The sequence below is a fragment of the Caballeronia sordidicola genome (genome assembly GCF_002220365.1).
Lineage (GTDB): Bacteria > Pseudomonadota > Gammaproteobacteria > Burkholderiales > Burkholderiaceae > Caballeronia > Caballeronia sordidicola_C.
The window spans coordinates 1-19,045 of record NZ_MTHB01000034.1 but is presented as its reverse complement, the minus strand read 5'-3'; the positions used below and the strand labels follow the sequence as shown (position 1 = coordinate 19,045).

Annotated in this window: 20 protein-coding genes and 1 tRNA gene; 18 read left to right on the top strand and 3 right to left on the bottom strand. The window is 58.4% G+C overall.

The features are described from left to right. The first annotated feature begins 62 nt into the window (after nt 1-62). The 11 genes from BSU04_RS05560 (at nt 63) to BSU04_RS05510 (ending at nt 8,993) form a co-directional block, all read left to right on the top strand. Nucleotides 63-581: a MarR family winged helix-turn-helix transcriptional regulator gene (locus tag BSU04_RS05560; RefSeq protein WP_089159666.1), complete on the top strand. Its 519-nt coding sequence runs from the start codon at nt 63-65 to the stop codon at nt 579-581. A gap of 243 nt (nt 582-824) precedes the next feature. Beyond that, nucleotides 825-1,640 (top strand): amino acid ABC transporter ATP-binding protein, encoded by an 816-nt coding sequence (locus BSU04_RS05555; protein ID WP_089159665.1) that lies wholly within the window; start codon nt 825-827, stop codon nt 1,638-1,640. A 5-nt stretch (nt 1,641-1,645) separates the two neighbouring features. Beyond that, nucleotides 1,646-2,176, top strand: a complete 531-nt coding sequence (locus tag BSU04_RS05550; RefSeq protein ID WP_256982199.1) for an amino acid ABC transporter permease — start codon at nt 1,646-1,648, stop codon at nt 2,174-2,176. Between the two features lie 100 nt (nt 2,177-2,276). Then, nucleotides 2,277-2,939 (top strand): amino acid ABC transporter permease, encoded by a 663-nt coding sequence (locus BSU04_RS05545; protein WP_089159664.1) that lies wholly within the window; start codon nt 2,277-2,279, stop codon nt 2,937-2,939. Between the two features lie 69 nt (nt 2,940-3,008). Beyond that, complete coding sequence (locus tag BSU04_RS05540; RefSeq protein ID WP_089159663.1) at nt 3,009-3,845, top strand: substrate-binding periplasmic protein; 837 nt, start codon at nt 3,009-3,011, stop codon at nt 3,843-3,845. A 31-nt stretch (nt 3,846-3,876) separates the two neighbouring features. Then, on the top strand, nt 3,877-4,245 hold the full coding sequence (locus BSU04_RS05535) for a cupin domain-containing protein (protein ID WP_089159662.1): 369 nt from the start codon (nt 3,877-3,879) through the stop codon (nt 4,243-4,245). A gap of 23 nt (nt 4,246-4,268) precedes the next feature. After that, nucleotides 4,269-5,066 (top strand): NAD(P)-binding domain-containing protein, encoded by a 798-nt coding sequence (locus BSU04_RS05530; protein ID WP_179258214.1) that lies wholly within the window; start codon nt 4,269-4,271, stop codon nt 5,064-5,066. Nucleotides 5,067-5,293: 227 nt separating this feature from the next. Beyond that, on the top strand, nt 5,294-6,466 hold the full coding sequence (locus tag BSU04_RS05525; RefSeq protein ID WP_089159660.1) for an NAD(P)/FAD-dependent oxidoreductase: 1,173 nt from the start codon (nt 5,294-5,296) through the stop codon (nt 6,464-6,466). Nucleotides 6,467-6,776: 310 nt separating this feature from the next. Further along, nucleotides 6,777-7,085: an H-NS histone family protein gene (locus BSU04_RS05520; protein ID WP_089159659.1), complete on the top strand. Its 309-nt coding sequence runs from the start codon at nt 6,777-6,779 to the stop codon at nt 7,083-7,085. 552 nt (nt 7,086-7,637) lie between these two features. After that, the gene (locus tag BSU04_RS05515) at nt 7,638-8,576 is read left to right on the top strand and encodes an aldo/keto reductase (RefSeq protein WP_089159690.1); all 939 of its coding nucleotides are present in this window, start codon (nt 7,638-7,640) and stop codon (nt 8,574-8,576) included. A gap of 33 nt (nt 8,577-8,609) precedes the next feature. Continuing rightward, nucleotides 8,610-8,993 (top strand): nuclear transport factor 2 family protein, encoded by a 384-nt coding sequence (locus tag BSU04_RS05510; RefSeq protein WP_089159658.1) that lies wholly within the window; start codon nt 8,610-8,612, stop codon nt 8,991-8,993. 261 nt (nt 8,994-9,254) lie between these two features. On the opposite strand, the gene BSU04_RS05505 is transcribed toward BSU04_RS05510, so the two are convergent. Continuing rightward, nucleotides 9,255-9,339: transfer RNA gene (locus BSU04_RS05505), tRNA-Leu, on the bottom strand. Between the two features lie 325 nt (nt 9,340-9,664). Here BSU04_RS05505 and rnr point away from each other — a divergent pair. The 6 genes from rnr to BSU04_RS05475 all read left to right on the top strand — a co-directional run bounded on the left by rnr (nt 9,665) and on the right by BSU04_RS05475 (nt 15,636). Next, on the top strand, nt 9,665-12,181 hold the full coding sequence (rnr, locus tag BSU04_RS05500; RefSeq protein ID WP_089159657.1) for a ribonuclease R: 2,517 nt from the start codon (nt 9,665-9,667) through the stop codon (nt 12,179-12,181). A 113-nt stretch (nt 12,182-12,294) separates the two neighbouring features. Beyond that, on the top strand, nt 12,295-13,038 hold the full coding sequence (gene rlmB, locus BSU04_RS05495) for a 23S rRNA (guanosine(2251)-2'-O)-methyltransferase RlmB (RefSeq protein ID WP_089159656.1): 744 nt from the start codon (nt 12,295-12,297) through the stop codon (nt 13,036-13,038). A 9-nt stretch (nt 13,039-13,047) separates the two neighbouring features. Beyond that, complete coding sequence (locus BSU04_RS05490; protein ID WP_089159655.1) at nt 13,048-13,878, top strand: N-acetylmuramoyl-L-alanine amidase; 831 nt, start codon at nt 13,048-13,050, stop codon at nt 13,876-13,878. Between the two features lie 15 nt (nt 13,879-13,893). Continuing rightward, nucleotides 13,894-14,286, top strand: coding sequence for a SirB2 family protein (locus BSU04_RS05485; protein WP_089159654.1), 393 nt, complete (start codon nt 13,894-13,896; stop codon nt 14,284-14,286). An 88-nt stretch (nt 14,287-14,374) separates the two neighbouring features. Further along, a complete protein-coding gene (gene rpiA, locus BSU04_RS05480) occupies nt 14,375-15,070 on the top strand; it encodes a ribose-5-phosphate isomerase RpiA (protein WP_089159653.1) in 696 nt (231 codons plus the stop codon). Between the two features lie 329 nt (nt 15,071-15,399). Further along, a complete protein-coding gene (locus BSU04_RS05475) occupies nt 15,400-15,636 on the top strand; it encodes a hypothetical protein (protein ID WP_089159652.1) in 237 nt (78 codons plus the stop codon). Between the two features lie 121 nt (nt 15,637-15,757). Here the strand turns inward: BSU04_RS05475 and BSU04_RS05470 are convergent, their stop codons facing one another. Next, complete coding sequence (locus tag BSU04_RS05470) at nt 15,758-17,008, bottom strand: glycosyltransferase family 4 protein (RefSeq protein ID WP_256982194.1); 1,251 nt, start codon at nt 17,006-17,008, stop codon at nt 15,758-15,760. Nucleotides 17,009-17,309: 301 nt separating this feature from the next. Between BSU04_RS05470 and BSU04_RS05465 the strand changes: the two genes are divergently transcribed. Continuing rightward, nucleotides 17,310-18,482: a glycosyltransferase family 4 protein gene (locus tag BSU04_RS05465; protein ID WP_089159650.1), complete on the top strand. Its 1,173-nt coding sequence runs from the start codon at nt 17,310-17,312 to the stop codon at nt 18,480-18,482. Between the two features lie 280 nt (nt 18,483-18,762). Here BSU04_RS05465 and BSU04_RS05460 read toward each other — a convergent pair. Further along, nucleotides 18,763-19,045 (bottom strand): transposase (locus tag BSU04_RS05460; protein ID WP_144021129.1); only part of this gene is annotated, 283 nt, incomplete at its 5' end.

The window sequence follows — 19,045 nt, the reverse complement described above, 5'->3', positions numbered from 1 at the left end:
GTATTGTCAGATGCGGTCTGTTTATGACTTTTCCTGGTTGTTGAATTTAAGGATAAACAGATATGGTTAGTACAGTTGAGGATATTCAGGCAACCGAACTGAAAGTGTCCGAAAGCACCGTCAGTGCCCAAGACGTGTTCACCGCAGTGGTCACGAACGGACCGATCAGCGACGCATGGCGCTTCACGCTCTGGTCTAACTACTACACCGAGCCGTGCTTTTCAGTGATGAGCCGTGACTTCGATGTTGGCCGTGACGAGTTTAACGTGATGAGCTGCCTGAGTTCCTACGGTCCAATGGCTGCCAAGACAATTTGCGAGGTGACGGGCCGCCCTAAAAACAGCATCAGCCGTGCCGTAACGCGACTAAGCGAAAGGAAGATGATCCGGCGCAAGATCAACCCGCTTGATCGGCGTGAGAGTTCGCTCATGTTGAACGAAAGCGGGCGGAAGCTCTATGAACGCGTGGTACCCGTTGCTATCGAGCGGCAATCGACCATGTTGAGTGGGTTGAGTTCATCGGAGCGCGCTTTGCTCGATCAGGTCTTGAACAAGTTGATGCAGTTTCGCCATGAATGGTGAAGACACCGAGCGAAGGGGGCTGCCGAGGGAGTTCCCGGGCGTGCTGTAAAAAGCACACGAAGCCCGCTCGCGAATAGTTGATTCAATTTTTGCACTACATGGTGCGAAAGCATCACTTGAGGTCCGCTTTTTGGCTTAGTCAAATCAACTGGGCGAGTGGTGCTGCGCGGCGCCCCTGGAAGGCAGTGATGAACGCCCAAGCGACCGAGACCGGCTTTGCATGAAGTTCACGGAGTGAGTTCCATGAATAGTATCGCTTCTCCCTTTCTAGAGTCCGGGCCGGCCGCCTCGCAGCGCACGGGGTTAGCGGGCGAGCCCGTACTTTGCGTCGAAGCGGTGAGCAAGACATACGGCACGCACAGAGTACTCGAGAACATCACCTTTCAGATGCGTGCCGGGGAGGTCATCGCGATCATTGGCCCCAGTGGTTCCGGAAAGAGCACGTTACTTCGGTGCATCAATCAACTCGAGCCGCCGAACGAAGGCAGGGTGACAATCGGAGGCGTAACGATCGACGCTGGACGTTCACCCTCCCGGCGGGACCTCGTCGCCTTGCGCCGGAAGATCGGCATGGTTTTCCAGTCGTTCAATTTGTTTCCCCACCTTTCTGTGCTGCGCAACGTCAGTCTTGCGCAGGAGCGCACCATGGGGCGCTCCAGAAAGGGGGCGGACGAGCGATCGATGGATCTACTAGCGCGCGTTGGCCTGGCAGACAAAGCGAGCCAGTATCCCGCGCGATGTTCCGGCGGTCAGCAGCAACGGATCGCGATTGCCCGTGCATTGGCCCTCGAACCGGAGATCATGCTGTTCGACGAGCCCACGTCCGCACTGGATCCGGAGTTGGGCCTCGAAGTACTGGCGGTCATGAAGGAACTCGCGCTGTCGGGCATGACGATGATCGTCGTCACCCATGAGATGCATTTTGCAGAGAACGTTTCGGATCGTGTGATCCTGATGGCTGAAGGTCACATACTCGAAGAAGGACCCAGCGCTGAAATCATGCGTGCGCCGAAAACCGAACGAGCAGCCAAGTTCCTTAGCGCAGTGAGGGACCGGTAATGATCATGGATCTCACTGCAATCTTGAATGGCGTCCCGTGGACAATTGCGCTCACCCTGGCGTCGTTTATTGTGGGCGCGTCACTCGGATTGCCGCTTTGCGCGATGCGCCTTTCGACTATCGGTGCGTTGCGCTTGACCTCGACGGCGATAGTCGTGTCCTGCCGATCGATCCCACCCATCGTCTGGCTGTTCTTTGTGTTCTTCGGCATTGGCAACGGCCTCATAGCCATGAGCCCGTTTACCGCAGCCGTGGTGGGACTCGGTGTGGTGACCGCCGCCAACATGTCCGAGATCTATCGAGGTGCGCTGACTGCTATTCACCCGGGGCAGTTCGAAGCGGCGAAGGTGTTGAACCTGACCAGAAGCCAACAGTTTCGTGACGTCGTTCTCCCGCAGTTGACGAGGATCGCTTTGCCGTCGGGCGCTACCTATCTTATTGGCTTGCTGAAGGACTCCGCCGTTGCGTCGACTATTGGCGCACCGATCTGGCCTATCAGTCGTATCACATTTCTCAACAGACGTTTCGCGGGCTGAGCGTCTACGCGGCTGCGGCGCTTCTCTACATACTCCTGAGTTTGCCGATTGCGTGGCTGTCGCGCCGGGCTGACGTTCAATTGCGTTCGAGGGTATCGAGATGATGGAACTTCTGACTCTCTGGAAGGGCTGGTTTCCGGAGCTCATCGACGGTTATGGCCTCTCACTCGAGGTGACCGCTCTGAGCCTCGGGATAGGCGTTCCGCTAGGGCTCGTGCTCGCGCTTGCGGTGCCGGCCAAGTCGAAGGCGATCAGGATCAGCGCGTTGACGTTCGTTGAAATCGGAAGAGGGGCGCCGGTTCTTATCCTGCTCCAGTTTGTTTATTTCGGCTTGCCGACGGCGGGTCTTACGTTGACATCGTTCGCGTCGGCGGTGGTTGCGCTGGCGTGCTGCACCGGTGCCTATACAAGCGAAATCATCCGGGCGGGATTCGAGGCCGTGCCGTACGGACAAAAAGAAGCCGCGTTAGTGATCGGACTCAACGGCCTCGACGCACTGCGCTTTGTGATCGTTCCTCAAGGCTTGAGAGTCGCGCTGCCCGCGCTTCTCGGGTTTTCGATAATGATGCTTCAGGCAACGTCTCTCTGCTTCACGATCGCGCTTCCCGAGCTGGTCAGCCGGGCATCGAATATCGGGTCCACGACCTTTGAATACATGCCGGTACTGATCCTCGCCGGCTTGATGTTCGCTGTCATCTGCATTCCCGCAACGCTGTTGGTCTCCGTACTGGAACGAAGATTGGGACGTCATGCCGTTCGATAGATTCGCTCGATCTTTGCCGCTTAGCTGCCCGTGAATATCCCTCCACTGATGCCACGATAGGAAAACGACATGAAAACGTCCGCGAAATTTTTGGGGAGGCTGTGCGCCAGCCTCCTTTTATCCTGTGTCACCTATTCTGCATTCGCGGATCAGTGCAAGCCCGCTCACACGTTCCCGACTATTACGTCCGGCACGTTGTCGGTTGCAGCATGGGTATTTCCTCCGTATTCGATTCCGGCGGGCAGCACCGATATCGGTGGCGTTGACGGAGATATCGTCAAGCTCATCGCGGCGAAGGAATGCCTGAAGCTCTCTATCAGTACGGTGGATCCGGCAGCCGTCATCCAGTCGGTCGTGTCGGGGAAAGCGGACATAGGGATGGGTGACTGGTACAGGACGGCCGACCGCGCGAAGGTCCTGGGCTTGAGCGGCCCGATGTACCTCGATCAGATGGGCGTTATCTCCAAGGAAGGTATAGACACAATCACCGGTTTGCAGGGCAAACGCGTCGGATCGGTTCAGGGTTATCTCTGGACGGGTGACCTCCAGAAAGTACTCGGCAGTTCGGTGACGCTCTATCCCAATCCGGTCACGATGGCTCAGGATCTGGCGGCTGGCCGGATCGACGTGGGGACGGACAGCTACGCCGTTGCGCAATACGACCAGAAAAAGGGCGGCTATTCGGCGATCAAGATCATGGCGGTGAAGCCGGACCCAAGGGTCCCGGCATCGGTTCAGCCGGGCCAGACCGCATTTCCGTACACGAAGTCGAATCAGGCCCTGGGCGACGCCTTGAGTGCTGACATCGCGGATCTGCACAAGTCTGGCGATATCGCGCGGATTCTGAAAGCGCACGGTCTGGAGCCTTCAGCCGCCGACGTTGGCCAACCGCGGCTAATTCAGTAACCCATTTCCGTCTCGTATCGAGGAGAAGAAAATGATTAGCTCAACCACGGGAGTCGCGCTGGGTCCTGATGTGCAGGGTTCGCATTTTCTCGATGCGACAGCGCTTCAATGGCAGCCGACCGATACCCCGGGATTCGATATTGTGACCTTGTTCGAGAATCCGTTCACCGGCGAATCGACTGCCATGATGAGAGTTGAGCCCGGCGCAGGTACGGGCGCGCACAGTCATGCCTTGTTCGAGGAGATCTACGTCCTCGAAGGCGATTTCTCGGATGAGGAGCGTACGTACCTGCGTGGGCAATATTGCGTGCGTTCGCCGGGAACGCTTCATACAGCAGCGTCGGAACGGGGATGTGTAGTTATGCTGATCTACCGGAGTACAGCGGCGGTGTCGCCGTAACCATGCAGATATCGAACCCATCCATGATCACTCTCGGCGTAATCGGAACGGGACAATTCGCCGCATATTTTATTGCGGCGCTTCGTCGCGGAGGTTACAACGGTAAGGCTTTGCTTTCGCCGCGCAATGCCGACATCGCCAGCACACTGGCGCGCAATCACGACTGCGTGGTGGCCGCGTCTGCCGAACAGGTGTTGGCTGGTGCCGACGTGGTCCTCGTGAGCGTGAGACCGGAATATGCAGAAGGCGCGTTGGCGGATCTTCGTTGGGAGCGTCGCCATACCGTTCTTTCCGCAATGGCAGGTATCCGCCTCGACGACCTTCGCGCGTTGCTGCCTGACGTGGGGGGTATCCATCTGCTCATGGCGGGGAGCTACATCGAAATCGCGCCGGGGCCCATTGCGCTCTATCCGCCCGCGCCGGGGCTCATGTCGTTGCTCTCTTTCGCCGGGGATGTCGTTGCGTTGCCGAACGAGACTGCGTTCAACGCGGCGATGGTATCCCTCTGCGCGTCGACGTGGATATACAACCTCGCCCATGCGCTTGCGGCGGAGCTTGAGCGGCATGGTCTTGAGCCGGACGTTGCTCGTGCGCTGACGCTTGGCAATATTGCGGGCCCGGCCAGCTTCGCCTTGGGCGTGCCGGAAAGGAGCCTTCTTGATATCTCTGCAGGTATTGCGACCGAGCAGACATTTACCAAGACCGGACTTGATCATTTGAAGGCGCGTCATTTTGACGACCCATGGAAAGAAGCCTTCTTGATATCTCTGCAGGTATTGCGACCGAGCAGACATTTACCAAGACCGGACTTGATCATTTGAAGGCGCGTCATTTTGACGACCCATGGAAAGAAGCCATTGCACGCCTTGCGCAAATGCTAAAGCTACCCGCGTGACGACTCTGGTGCTACGTTATCAATCTGCGACAGGTGTGATGGGAGATGAAGGCTGCTTGAAGGGAATGTTCAAAGGGAATGTTCAAAGGGAATGTTCAATGGGAATGTGCTTGCGAACGCGAGTCGTTGGGTTATATAAATTTGGAGTGAGTCGTGAGTTCTAAGGTCGTTATAGTTGGCGGCGGGGTCATTGGTAGTTCCATCGCCTATTTTCTGCGTGCTTCGGACCCGACGGTTGACGTGACCGTTATTGAGCGTGACCCGAGCTATGTGAAGTCATCGTCGGCATTGTCGGCCGCATCGATCCGGCAGCAGTTCTCCACGCCGCTTTCCATCCAAATGTCGTTGTATGGCATCGAGTTTCTTCGCGGGATTGGGAACATTCTTGAAGTAGAAGGCTTCAAGCCGGCTATTGATCTTCACGAAGGCGGTTACCTTTTCCTCGCCACTCAGGCAGGGGACGCGACACTTCGTGAAAACCACGCGCTACAAAGGAAGCTTGGAGCGGACATCACGCTCATGGGTCAGGACGCGCTGCATGCGAAGTTCCCGTGGTTGAATGTCGAGGATCTCGCAGCCGGCGCGTTTGGCGAGAGCGGAGAAGGGTGGTTCGACGGCTACGGTCTCGTGCAGGCTCTTCGCAAGAAGGCACAGTCGCTCGGCGCGCGTTACATTGCGGCGGATGTGACAGGACTGGTGCGGGACGGTCGACGCGTCACGCACGCCGTTGCGAGCAATGGCGAGCGCTACGCATGCGACACGGTGGTTAATGCAGCGGGTGCTTGGGCGCGCAAGACATCGGCAATGATGGGTATCGACATCCCTGTTTTCGCGCGGCGCCGGAGCATCTTCAACGTGTCGTCTCCCGCGAGATTGGAGCACTGCCCTTTGCTCATCGATCCGACCGGGGTCTATTTTCGCCCGGAGGGAAAGACGTATATTTGCGGTACGTCGCCGAGCGCGGACAACGACCCGGATGACCTGCCGCTGGACGAAGTCGACCACGCTATCTTCGACGAAGTTATCTGGCCGACGCTCGCTCACCGTGTTCCGGAGTTCGAAGCCCTGCGCGTTGAAAACTGCTGGTCCGGCTACTACGAGTACAACGTGCTCGACCAGAACGCTATTATCGGTTATCACCCCGACGTCGAGAATTGTGTATTCGCCAATGGCTTCAGCGGTCACGGGCTTCAGCAAGGGCCAGCCACCGGACGTGGCGTGAGCGAGTTGATTCTCGCTGGGAAATACACATCGCTTGACCTGTCGTCGCTGAGCTGGGAGCGGGTGCTGGAGGGCCGTCCGATCGTTGAAAAGAACGTTGTTTAGGGAGGACGGATCATCTGTTGACCGGGTAACGACGGAGCTTGCGCTGGGGGCTTGTGGTATTAAGGGATTGCATCGACAACGGACCGAGCCGCAACTTAAGCTTCATCGAGGAGCACGCGGTGTCCGACACGATGTTCGCCGAGGCTATTGCCAAAACGTAATGAGGGCACGACCGCCGGATTCACTCGCGAAGCGCGCCTTCACAATCGCCGGTACAAGTCCCCGCGCCAGCGGTTAATATTCGGCGGTCAGGGGGCCCTGGCTGTGTCAAATTCGCTCCAATTTATTTTCGAAAATTATGGAAACGGTAATGCCTGGTTTGAAGGAACTACTGGCGCAGCGCGAAGCGCTTCAACAGGAATTGGAGCAAGCACGTCAGCAAGAAGCAGATCGCGCGCTGCGCGAGATCGTCGCGAAAATGAGGGAATATAAAATCTCCCTCCAAGAACTGATAGGCACCCGGGCTCACGCCCGTCTGGTTCCGCCGGTGCCGAACGCAAAGTACCGCGACCCGGCCACCGGGGCGACGTGGAGCGGGCGTGGACGGGCGCCACAGTGGATCGCAGACAAGAACCGCGACGATTTCCTGATTCAGCCGTCCTTGTTTCGGAGTCAGTGAGGCTTTTCAGGGGTGCTCGGCCGCCCGAGAAGACGCAGCCCTTTGGTCTCGCTTTGACGGCGCGTAATGCCTGTTCCGGCAAGGCCGCGACGTCTCCGGACATGCTTTTCTCCTCCAATATCCGAAGCAGAACCTGTATGTCACGCAACTGATTGTGATCTCGCGCCAATTTAGCGCGTGCAGATAACGGCAGTGCGTTTCAGCCCGCGTATGAAGCATCGGTCGGCGCGGTTATGCGCGCGGCGATTCTCCCGTCAATGAAAAATATCGCAGCACGCCTTGTACTTACTCAGCAATGCCATGTATCGTTTAAAAGTCGTTCCTGCCAATAAAGAGGCACTGCGAAGAGGCACCGCGAAGAGGCACTGGGCATTCCTTCAAATAACGAGACTCAGTAGGCAGTTCACGAACTCTTTAGCCAGGGATTCGCTATGGAGCAGTTAGCCGACTCAACCAGGTTGACGTTTTTTCTGTTGATGGAACCGGGACCACAATCGCATGCTCAAGCATCGGACCGGCCCGCTGGGTGCGAGATGGTGCGGAGGTGTCGTCATGACAGGGCTGGCCGATTTTCGTAACAGAAGGATTGCGCTTAATCACGGAGGCGGCCGTATGCCCGCGCTCGGATTTGGCACGCTTATTTCCGATGCAGCTACGACTACCAGTGCTACCAGAGACGCGCTGGAAGCCGGATATCGACACGTCGATTGTGCCGAGCGATATCGGAACGAGCGTGAAGTGGGCGAGGGCCTGCGGTTAGGGCTTGCTGCTGGAGGAGTCGCGCGCGAAGACATCTTTGTGACCACGAAATTGTGGAACTCCAATCATCGGCCCGAGCGTGTCAGACCGGCTTTCGAGGCGAGTCGTGGCAGGCTCGGGCTTGATTATCTGGATCTCTATCTCGTTCATACGCCGTTTGCGTTTCAGCCAGGGGAGGAGCAGGATCCGCGCGATGAAAACGGCAATGTCATCTACGATAATGGCGTGACGTTGCTCGATACGTGGAGGGCGATGGAGGATCTCGTCGACCATGGACAATGCCGCGCCATCGGACTGTCTGACATCACCCTGGACCGATTGCGGCCCCTCTATGAATCGGCACGAATCAAACCGGCGGTGGTGGAGGTCGAAGCACATCCGTATCTTCCGGAAACGGAACTTATGGAATTCTGCAAGGAAAAAGGAATACTGTTTTTGGCCTTTGCGCCATTGGGTCACGGAATAAGGCCGGGGCCGCTTGAGGACCCAGTCGTTTCCCAGATTGCCGCGCGAATTGGAAAGACGCCAGCACAGGTGCTGCTTGCCTGGGCGCTGCAGCGTGGCGGGGCTTTGCTTACCACGCCCAAGACAGCGGAGCGCGCGAGAGAAAATTTCGACATCTCCGCGCTGCCGGCAGACGCGTTTGACGAGATCAATCGGATCCAGACCAGGCAGCGGTTCAACGAGGTCGTCAACACCGGCAGCGGGGGATTTCTCCCGCAAAGTAAATGATGGTGAAACGTGGACCGCGTCCGGAGGCAGCCGATGCATGAGGAAAAAATACGTGAAGCCCTGAATGCGCACTGGCATGCGTCGGCAACCGGCGACCTCGACGCGGAACACGATATTTATGATGACAATGCCATCTGCGATTATCCGCAATCAGGTGAACGGATCCTCGGGCGGATCAATTTGCAGGCATTGCGGAGTCATCATCCAGAAAAGCCATCGGGTTTCGACGTCAGGCGAATTCAAGGAAACGGTAATCTCTGGATCACGGAGTACACGATCACCTATGAAGGGCGAGCCGCATTCACGGTGAGCATCATGGAGTTCTGCAACGACAAGGTCGTTCACGAGACCCAGTATTTTTCGGATCCCTTCGCGGCACCGGGTTGGCGAAGTCGATGGGTGGAGCAGATCACGTGAATCGAGGTGGAGGAATTGCTGTTTTGCGGTCACCCGCATCTCGTTGACGCCGACGTCGCGGACTACTGTGTCGAAACGCCGTTTCCGACTTCGGTTCGACGTATCCGGGCCTGGCGTTGCACAGAAATGGGTATGGGCAACAGTGCTGGACTTTGCCGGAATACCTCGATACACCTCTGATAGCCGAAAACAAAAAACCCCGTAATCACAAGGATTGACGGGGTTTTCGGGACTTCTTCGGATTGCTCCGAACTTGAATCTTGGTGCCCAAGAGAGGACTCGAACCTCCACGCCTTGCGGCGCATGGACCTGAACCATGTGCGTCTACCAATTCCGCCACCTGGGCAGGTGCGTGTGCAGCAAAGAACGCAATTATAGCCGGGCGTATCGCGCTGTCAAGCATTTTGAGACCCAAAGTGAAACGTGGCTCCGAGCCATTGCCCATATGGCTTTTGCGCCGATGTGGCCCGGTGGGCGGGTGTTAGAATAGTTCGCAAACTATTCGTGAACGAACCGGAACAACGTTAAGTGCAACGTCCCGGCAACGCGCCGATCCGGCCCCTGGGGGCCGGATAGTAAAGCTGGGATGGGATGCCCAGAGGTAATGACCGACGGTGATCCCCCATTAACCGCGACATTCAGTTAGACGAGAAGAGATCATCGATAAGCCCTTGAACAAATATCCGTATCCGATTCCGAGCCGCGAAGAAATTCTCGGCGTGTTGCGCACGAGCGAGGCACCGCTCGCCGCGAACGACATCGCCGAAGCTCTGTCGATCAAGCGCCAGGAGCGCGAAGGATTTTTCAAGCGATTGGGAGCCATGGAGCGTGACGGCCAGGTCCGTCTCGACAAACGCGGCTATTACCAACTCACGCATCCCTCGAACTTCGTTGCCGGCCGCGTTCAAGGCCATCGCGACGGCTTCGGCTTCCTGATTCGCGACGACGGCCAGGACGACCTGTTCCTGCCCAACGGCGAAATGCAGAAGGTCATGCACAACGACCGCGTGCTCGCGCGCATTGTCGGGTATGACCGTCGCGGGCGGCCTGAAGGCCATATCGTGGAAGTCACGGACCGTGCGAACAAACGCATCATCGGCCGGCTGATCAGCGAGAACGGCGCGCTGATCCTCGTGCCCGAAGACAAGCGCATCGGCCACGACATCCTGATCACGCAGAATCCGAAGAAGGCGAAAGTCGGTCAGGTGGTCTCGGTGGATCTCACCGACTTCCCGAGCCGCCATTCGCAGCCGCTAGGACGCGTGGCGGAAGTGATCGGCGACATTGACGATCCGGGCATGGAGATCGAGATCGCGGTGCGCAAATACGGCGTGCCGCACGAGTTCAGCGACCGCGCGCTCGAGCAGGCCTCGAAGCTGCCGGACGAAGTGCGCCCCGTCGATATCCGGCATCGCGTGGATCTGCGTGATATGCCGCTGGTCACTATTGATGGCGAAGATGCCCGCGACTTCGACGACGCCGTATATTGCGAGCCCATGACGGTCGGCCGCGGCACGGGCTTCCGTTTATTGGTCGCGATTGCCGACGTGTCGCATTACGTGCGCCCGAACGAGGCGCTGGATGTTGATGCGCTCGATCGCAGCACATCGGTGTATTTCCCGCGTCGCGTGATTCCAATGTTGCCCGAGAAGTTGTCGAACGGGCTGTGTTCGCTGAATCCGCAAGTGGACCGTTGCGTGCTCGTATGCGACATGGTGATCACCGCGCGCGGCGAGATCAAGGCCTACCAGTTCTATCCGGCGGTAATGCATTCGGCCGCCCGGCTGACTTATACGGAAGTCGCCTCGGTTCTGACCAACACGAAGGGACCGGAAGCTGCGAAGCGCGCCGACCTCCTGCCGCAATTGCAGAACCTGTACGGTGTCTACAAGTCGCTGCACGCGGCGCGCCAGAAGCGTGGCGCAATCGATTTCGATACGACCGAAACGTACATCGTCTGCAATGCGCAGGGCAAGATCGAGCAGATCGTGCCGCGGCATCGCAATGACGCGCACCGGTTGATCGAGGAATGCATGCTGGCCGCGAACGTGTGCGCCGCCGACTTCCTCAAGCGCCACAAACATCCGGGGCTGTATCGCGTGCACGCTGGGCCAACGCCCGAAAAGCTCGAAAACCTGCGGGCGTTCCTGCGTGGCGTGGGTTTGTCGCTGGGTGGCGGCGAGAAGCCGCATGCAAGCGATTACGCCGCGCTCATGGCGATGGTTCGCGACCGGCCGGACGCGCAGATGCTGCAGAGCATGGTGCTTCGCTCCATGCAGCAAGCCGTCTACAGTCCGGACAACATCGGTCACTTCGGGCTCGCGTACGAAGCGTATGCGCACTTCACGAGCCCGATTCGCCGATACCCCGACTTGCTCACGCATCGCGCCATCTACGCCATCTTGCAGGGCAAGAAATATCAGCCCGAGGTTGGCCACGACATCACGCTCAGCACGGGCCTGACGAAGGCCGCGCGGGCCATGCAGAAATCCGACGACGAATCGCGCAGCCGTCAGCGCAACAACGTCGCGATCTGGGAAGAACTGGGACTGCATTGTTCGTCGAATGAACGACGTGCCGACGAAGCATCGCGCGACGTGGAAGCCTGGCTCAAGTGCTATTTCATGCGCGACAAGCTCGGCGAGGAATACGGCGGCATGGTGAACGGCGTGACAACGTTCGGGATCTTCGTGCAGCTGGATTCGCTGTTCATCGAAGGGCTGGTGCATATCACCGAACTTGGCGCGGACTACTTCCAGTACGACGAGATCAAGAACGAGTTGCGCGGCGAACGCACGGGCATTCGGTACCGGATGTCGGACCGGGTGCGCGTGCAGGTCAGCCGTGTCGATCTGGATTCACGCAAGATCGACTTCCGGCTGGTCCGCGATACCCCCGTCAAGCCGCCAGGACGGACCTCGGCGCCGGCCGTCGAGCATTCGGCCATGAATGGCGTGGGTGCGGGCGCCGGACCGCGTGTGCGGCCGCACCCGTCGGACGAGGGCAGTAGCGTGAATAGCCGGCGTCGCGATCGGGGCGGCAAGAAGGCGGCGTCGCAGGCTGCGGGCAAGGCCGCTGCGGCTGCTGCCCTGCCGCCTACTATCGCCAAGGACGTAGCGGTGGCGAAGAAACGCGGTGCGGCCCCGAAGGCGGCGGCCAAGAGTCACCCGCCACGCAAGAAGCGCTGAGGCGCGCAGTAGCGACGAAGGCGACGCGCCTCAGTTTGAAATGCGCGGCCCGATGCATCATGCACCGGGCCGCGTTTCCATTTTGTTTTGTTTGAATACGGTCTGGTCCAGTCATGTCACGTCTCAAAGTTTTGTATGGTTTTCACGCGGTGACCGCACGGGTTCGCGCCGACGCATCGACGATCGAGGAAATTCTCTACGATCCGACCCGCAAGGACCGGCGCATGACGGATTTCCTGCGCACGGCGAAGGAAGCGGGCATTCGCCTGATCGCTGCCGACGAAGCGCGCTTGTGGGGCCTGTCGGGCAACGTCGGTCACCAAGGCGTGGTGGCGCGCGCGACCGACATGCCGCTCGCGCAGAACCTGGCTGAGCTGCTCGACGGCGTGAGCGGCACACCCTTGCTGCTGGTGCTGGATGGCGTCACCGACCCGCATAATCTCGGCGCGTGTTTGCGTGTAGCCGATGCCGCCGGCGCACATGCGGTGATCGCCCCGCGCGATCGTTCGGCCGGGTTGAATGCAACCGCCGCGAAGGTCGCGAGCGGTGCCGCTGAAACCGTGCCGTACATCACGGTGACGAATCTGGCGCGTGCGTTGCGCGAGTTGAAGGACGCCGGCGTATGGGTGATCGGTACGTCAGGCGATGCCACGGCGAGCGTCTACGAGACGAAGCTTGATGGTCCGGTGGCGATCGTGGTCGGCGCGGAAGGCGAAGGCATGCGACGCCTCACCGGCGAAACCTGCGACGAGATCATGAAGATCCCGATGGCAGGCAGCGTCGAAAGTCTGAATGTGTCGGTGGCGAGCGGAATTTGTCTGTTCGAAGCAGTGCGGCAACGGTCAGTGAAGAAGTAAGCGCACGTCATGCGATTTAGCTCTGCCGTCATTGGCGGTGTGTGCTGCGCGCTGCTCGCGGCGTGCTCCAGCACTGAGATCAACCGCGGCGCGTATATTGCCGACACGCGCTATCACGCGCCAAGCGCCGACTCGCGTGTACGCTTTCTCGTCATGCATTACACGCAAGGCAACGAAGCGCGATCACTCGCAGTCCTGACGGGTGATGACGTCAGCGTGCATTACGTCGTGCCCGACAATCCGCCCATCGAGAACGGCGAGCCGGTGGTTTATCAGCTCGTGCCCGAATCGGAGCGCGCGTGGCATGCGGGCAAAAGCGAATGGCAGGGAACGACGGAGCTCAACGCCGCGTCGATAGGCATTGAAAATGTCAACGTGGGTCCGATCGATACACCGCAGGGACGCACCTGGCAGCCGTATCCGCCGGCGCAGGTCGATGCGCTCGTTAAGCTCGCGAAAGACATTGTAACGCGCTACAAGATTCCGCCCACGCGCGTGGTGGGTCATAGCGATATCGCGCCGCAACGCAAGACCGATCCGGGTCCGGCATTCCCCTGGCGCACGCTTTACGACAACGGTATTGGCGCGTGGCCCGATGACGCGACGGTGGCACAGCATCTCGCCGGACGCGATCCCAAGTCGCTTGTCGACGTCGCTTCCCTGCAGCAAAAACTTCAGCGATACGGCTATGACGTCGCCACCGACGGGGTGCTCGACGACAAGTCGCGCCGCGTGATCGCTGCATTCCAGATGCACTTTCGCCCTGCTGATTACGCGGGCAATCCCGACGCGCAAACAGATGCAATCGCGGCCGCATTGCTCGATAAATACTTTCCTTAAAGGCTCTTCGCGCTCATGTCCAATCTTTTTTTGCCGCTGCGCTCCGTGCATATGACCTGTGCGGCGCTTAGCATCCTGGGTTTTGTCATTCGCTATGTCTGGATGCTGCGTGAATCGCCGCTGCTGCAAAACCGCGCGGTGAAGATCGTGCCGCATATCGTGGATACATTGCTGCTGTTGAGCGCTATCGGGCTGGTGGGAATCATCGGCTTTGGACCAAACGCGGCGTGGCTGTCGGCGAAGATTGTCGGATTGATCGTGTATGTCGTGCTGGGTACGCTCGCGCTCAAACGCGCTCGCACGAAGGGTGCGCGAGCGGTGTCCGGTCTGCTGGCGATCATCGTGTTCGCATTTATTGCGTCGGTAGCGCATACGCATAATCCGCTCGGGTTTTTCATGCACGTCTGAGCGGACGGCGGCGCTGCTGCCGCGAAAACGCTGTACGGCCACGCTCAGCTAGAATTGAGGTTCCCCCTTTTACGCTGTCACCCCTGCCATGACCCAAGACGAACTGAAGCAACTGGTTGCCGCCGAAGCGGCCGCTTATGTCCATGCCAACGTACCCGAAGGTGCAGTTATCGGCATCGGCACGGGCACGACGGCGAATTGTTTTATCGATGCCATCGCCAGTACGAAGTCGCGGTATCGCGGTGCGGTATCGAGCTCGCTTGCCACTACCGCCCGGCTCGAAGCGCATGGCTTCAAGGTGCTGGAGTTGAACGAGATCGAATCGTTGCCTGTGTACGTGGACGGCGCCGACGAAATCGACCCGCATGGCGCGATGATCAAGGGCGGAGGCGGGGCGCTTACGCGCGAGAAGATCGTGGCGTCGGTAGCGGACGTGTTTCTCTGTATTGCGGACGCAAGCAAGCGCGTCGAGGTGCTTGGGACGTTCCCGTTGCCCATTGAAGTCGTGCCCATGGCGCGCACGGCGATCGGACGGCGCGTCACGGCGTTGGGCGGCGTTCCGGTGCTGCGGGTGCAGCAGGACGGCTCGCCGTTTATTACCGACAACGGCAACGAGATCATCGACGTGAAGACGCTGAGGATCACCGATCCGCTCGCGCTTGAAGCACAACTGAATGCGTGGCCGGGCGTGGTGACGGTGGGCTTGTTCGCGGCGCGCGGGGCGAATGTGTGTTTGCTCGGGACCTCGAGCGGTGTGGAGCGGATCGATTACACGCAGCGCTAAGGCCTGCGGTAAGGTTTGACAATGCGCGGAGGCCTTCAGGCTTGCCGCGCTTTTTTATTTGCTGCGATGAAGAACGCCGGTTTGACCACGGATTCACGCGCGTATGTCCCGAACAGACTGTTTCTATTCGGTATGCGATTAGTAAGATATCTCCGATCGAGAAGAACAGGCAGTCAGTCAAAATAAGGCAGTCCCTAGAGCACGCGCTCTAAGCCCACTCGATTGCGCGACCGCGAACATTCTGTCTGCGTTAGAAAGCGTAATAGCTTGTATAGCCGCTGATGCGTGGGCGTGGCGTCAATAGTCTTAACAATTAAGGGAGTTCGGTAATGCAAACCAATCTTCGCAAGACGCTCGACGCGTCTTACTCGCGGCTCAAGCACGTGGAGCCGTCACCCACGGCATTCGCCGGCAACTACGCGTTGTGTCTTGGCATGATCATGGGCGGCCAGACCTGCAAGGGGATGTCGGTCCAGGAAGCAGAGAGTGAGCGCGCTTACCTGGCGATGCTAGCCGCCCTCTACGAGATCCAGCTCGCCATGCCGCGCAATCTAAGCAAGCGTTGAAGCAGTCAGGCAAGCAGTGATCGGAAAGTCCGGTATTTCATGTATCAGGATTTTTTCAATCTTTAACTGTTTGGTTCAATTTCCCTTTGCGTGTCTTTTGGTCTTTGCTTTAGCATTTCGGTTAGCGATGTTTCGCCAGGTTCATATCACTGCCGGCTTTGGGCGCCGGTGCTGCGATATCGAAAAGCACACGTGTCATCTGGCGTAGATATCGTTCGATGGAGAAGTGCTGGCTTGCATCGGCACGACCTTGGGCAGCAAGACGCAATGCCAGTTCAGGTTCACGCTGCAACCTGCTGATTGCATCTGCGAGCTCAGGCGCATTGGCCGGTTCGACGATCAACCCGTTCTCGCGATCCCTCAGTATTTCTGGCACTGCGCCTCCGTCAGAGGCGATCACGGGTTTGCCTGCGGCCATGGCTTCAATGATCACAAGGCCGAACGGTTCCGGTTGCGTGGACGCATGAACGACCACGTCCATCACGTTCATCCATGACGCTACGTCGTGTTGAAAACCTGCGAAGTGCACGCGCTCCTCGATGCCAAGCGCTTTCGCTTGTGCTCTCAGACCCTGTGCATAGTCGGTCTCGCCGAAGAGTGCATCGCCGACAAGAACAAGATGAGCATGGGGTATGCGTGCAATCGCATCGAGCGCTACATGCTGACCCTTCCACGCGGTGAAGCGACCGAACAAGCCGACGAGAAAAGTGTCGGTAGGAAGCCCAAGCGCTGCACGGCGCTGGTTCATTGGCATAGGCGCTTGCACTGTGTTGCCGCGAAAACGTGCCATGTCGACGCCATTATGAACGACCGGCACCGCGCTGGGCGGCAAACCGGTCAGTTCGATGAGCGCATCGGCGGAGGCGCGCGAATTGGCGATCAGATGATCGACACCAACCTTCACGGCCCATTTGATCAGCAACAGATGCAGGCGGCCGAAGTGATCGCGCGAGACGATGTCGTGCACATGCCAGATCGTAGGCTTGCGATGCAGTACGCGGCCAAACGCGCCCAGAATCAAGGCTTTTTGCGTGTTGAGGAAGATGATATCGAAGGACTTCCCACGTGTTGCAATCGAGCGGACCTGGCGCACGATGCCCGGCAATGAGCCAAGCGCGGCAAACCCCATGCGGTCCTTCTTGATGTTTGAGACACGTGCGTCCGTGTCTACCGATACCCGCACGCCTTCAGCCTGGAGCCGTTCGCGAAATGGGCCATCCGATAGCAACAGGACCTCGCTGCGCCGGGTGCATTGAATGGCAAGCGGCAGAAGGCAGATCTCGGCACCGCCGAGCTGCCCGCTTTGATCGACGAAGAGAATGCGAGGTTCTCTCTTCGATAACGACGCAGTGGCTGAATCTGTGCGTTGCACAGCGGATTCGCGTATGTTGGTGGCCGTTGAGGGGCCCTTGTCACGCAGCAGCGTGGTGGATGGAATTGATAAGCTGGCTGCGGATTTTGTGGGCATCGATGACAGGGCGGTGCGAATAGTCGAATGAACGATGGGCAAGCACTGAGCCGATGAAGATACCGACCGTGGGCAAGTGGACACAGCGCTCATTATTCGCAATGCGATGATCGAGGTGTGTGGGCGTACGCACCAAAGCGTGTAGTGACTGTCTTTAAACTCGCTTCATTGGCAGCAAAGGCTGCGGCAGACGGGTTTCATCAATATGAAAGTGGCTATTGTTCACGACTGGCTGGTGGTATCGGGCGGAGCGGAGAAGGTGCTGGAGCAGATGATTGTGTGCTTTCCGCAGGCAGATATCTTCAGTCTGGTGGACTTCCTCGAAGACCGCTCCATTGTCCATAACAAGCCAGTGAAGACCTCCTTTATTCAGGGGCTTCCCTACGCGAAGAAAAAGTATCGGGGCTATTTGCCGCTGATGCCGCTTGCTATCGAACAGTTCGACTTGTCCGGCTATGACCTTGTGCTCTCGAGTTCGCATGCGGTCGCGAAGGGGGTGCTGGTCGGGCCTGATCAGACCCATGTGAGCTATGTGCATTCGCCCATTCGTTACGCGTGGGATTTGCAACACCAGTATTTGCGTGAGGCGCGTCTTGAGCATGGACCGCGCTCATGGGCTGCGCGCATGTTGCTGCATTATTTGCGTAATTGGGACGCGCGCTCGGCTAACGGCGTGGACCGCATGATTGCGAATTCGCAGTTCGTTGCTCGCCGGATCATGAAGAGCTACAGGCGTGAAGCGGCGGTCATTGCGCCGCCGGTTGATGTTCAGGCATTCGCGGTGGGTGACAAGAAGGGCGACTTCTATTTGACCGCTTCGCGAATGGTGCCTTACAAGCGTATCGATATGATCGTGGAAGCGTTTGCTTGCATGCCGGATCGCAAGTTGGTGGTGATTGGCGATGGTCCGCAGATGGATCTGGTGCGGTCGAAGGCGACGCCTAACGTGAGTATCTTGGGGTATCAGTCGTTCGAGGTCTTGAAGGATCATATGCAACGGGCCAAGGCGTTTGTGTATGCCGCCGAAGAGGATTTTGGCATTGCTATAGTGGAAGCGCAGGCGTGTGGCACGCCGGTGATTGCTTATGGCAAGGGTGGGGCGCTTGAGTCGGTGGTTCCGCTTGGATCGCCGGGGGCTACGGGTTTGCATTTCATGACCCAGACACCTGCGTCGTTGTGTGATGCCGTGGAGCGGTTCGAGGATTGCTCGCATGCGTTTACGACTACTGCGTGCCGCAGGAATGCTGAGCGGTTCGGTGCTGCTGATTTCCGTCGCCGGTTCATTGTTGAGGTGTTGAACGCGATGGCCAAGGCTGGTCCTAGCCGGGAAAGCGAACTGACGAGCGTTATGCCGCCGGCGTATGTTAGGGCCGCATAGGGCGGTGGTTTTTCGTTCGCACCGGCGGACGGGTTCGGGTGCTGGTGGTTTCGGGCTTAGTGGTCGGGGTTGATGCCCGGTTGCCAGGTTCCAGGGTTAGCGGTCGGAGTTAATGCCGGGTTGCTGCTTTCGGCCTTAGCGGTCTGCTTGAGTTGGCTTATTTCTTTAGCACTATTAGCCACTGCGCGTGGCGGCGCGTCATTTCCTGGTCCTTAGCGACAAAGAAACGAAGCAAAGAAAACGCTTTCAAACCACGCTACCCTAAGAGACTGTTGCAGAATTAAGTTTGCATATTTTTTAGCCGGGTCCAGCAAGTTAAAGCACACGCGAGCGTGAGGAAGGCCTCGTGCATGTGCGCATATTTCTCGTAGCGCATCTTCAGGCGGCGATAGGCGTGCAGCCAAGCGATCGTACGCTCGACAGGCCAACGTGTTTTGCCTAGGCCGCTGCCATGGGGTGAGCGCAGTTTCGCGAGTTGAGGAGTGATGCCGCGTTCGCGAAAGCGTCGCCGGTGTGACTCCGAACTATAGCCTCGGTCGCCCTGAACAATTTTGGGCTTACGC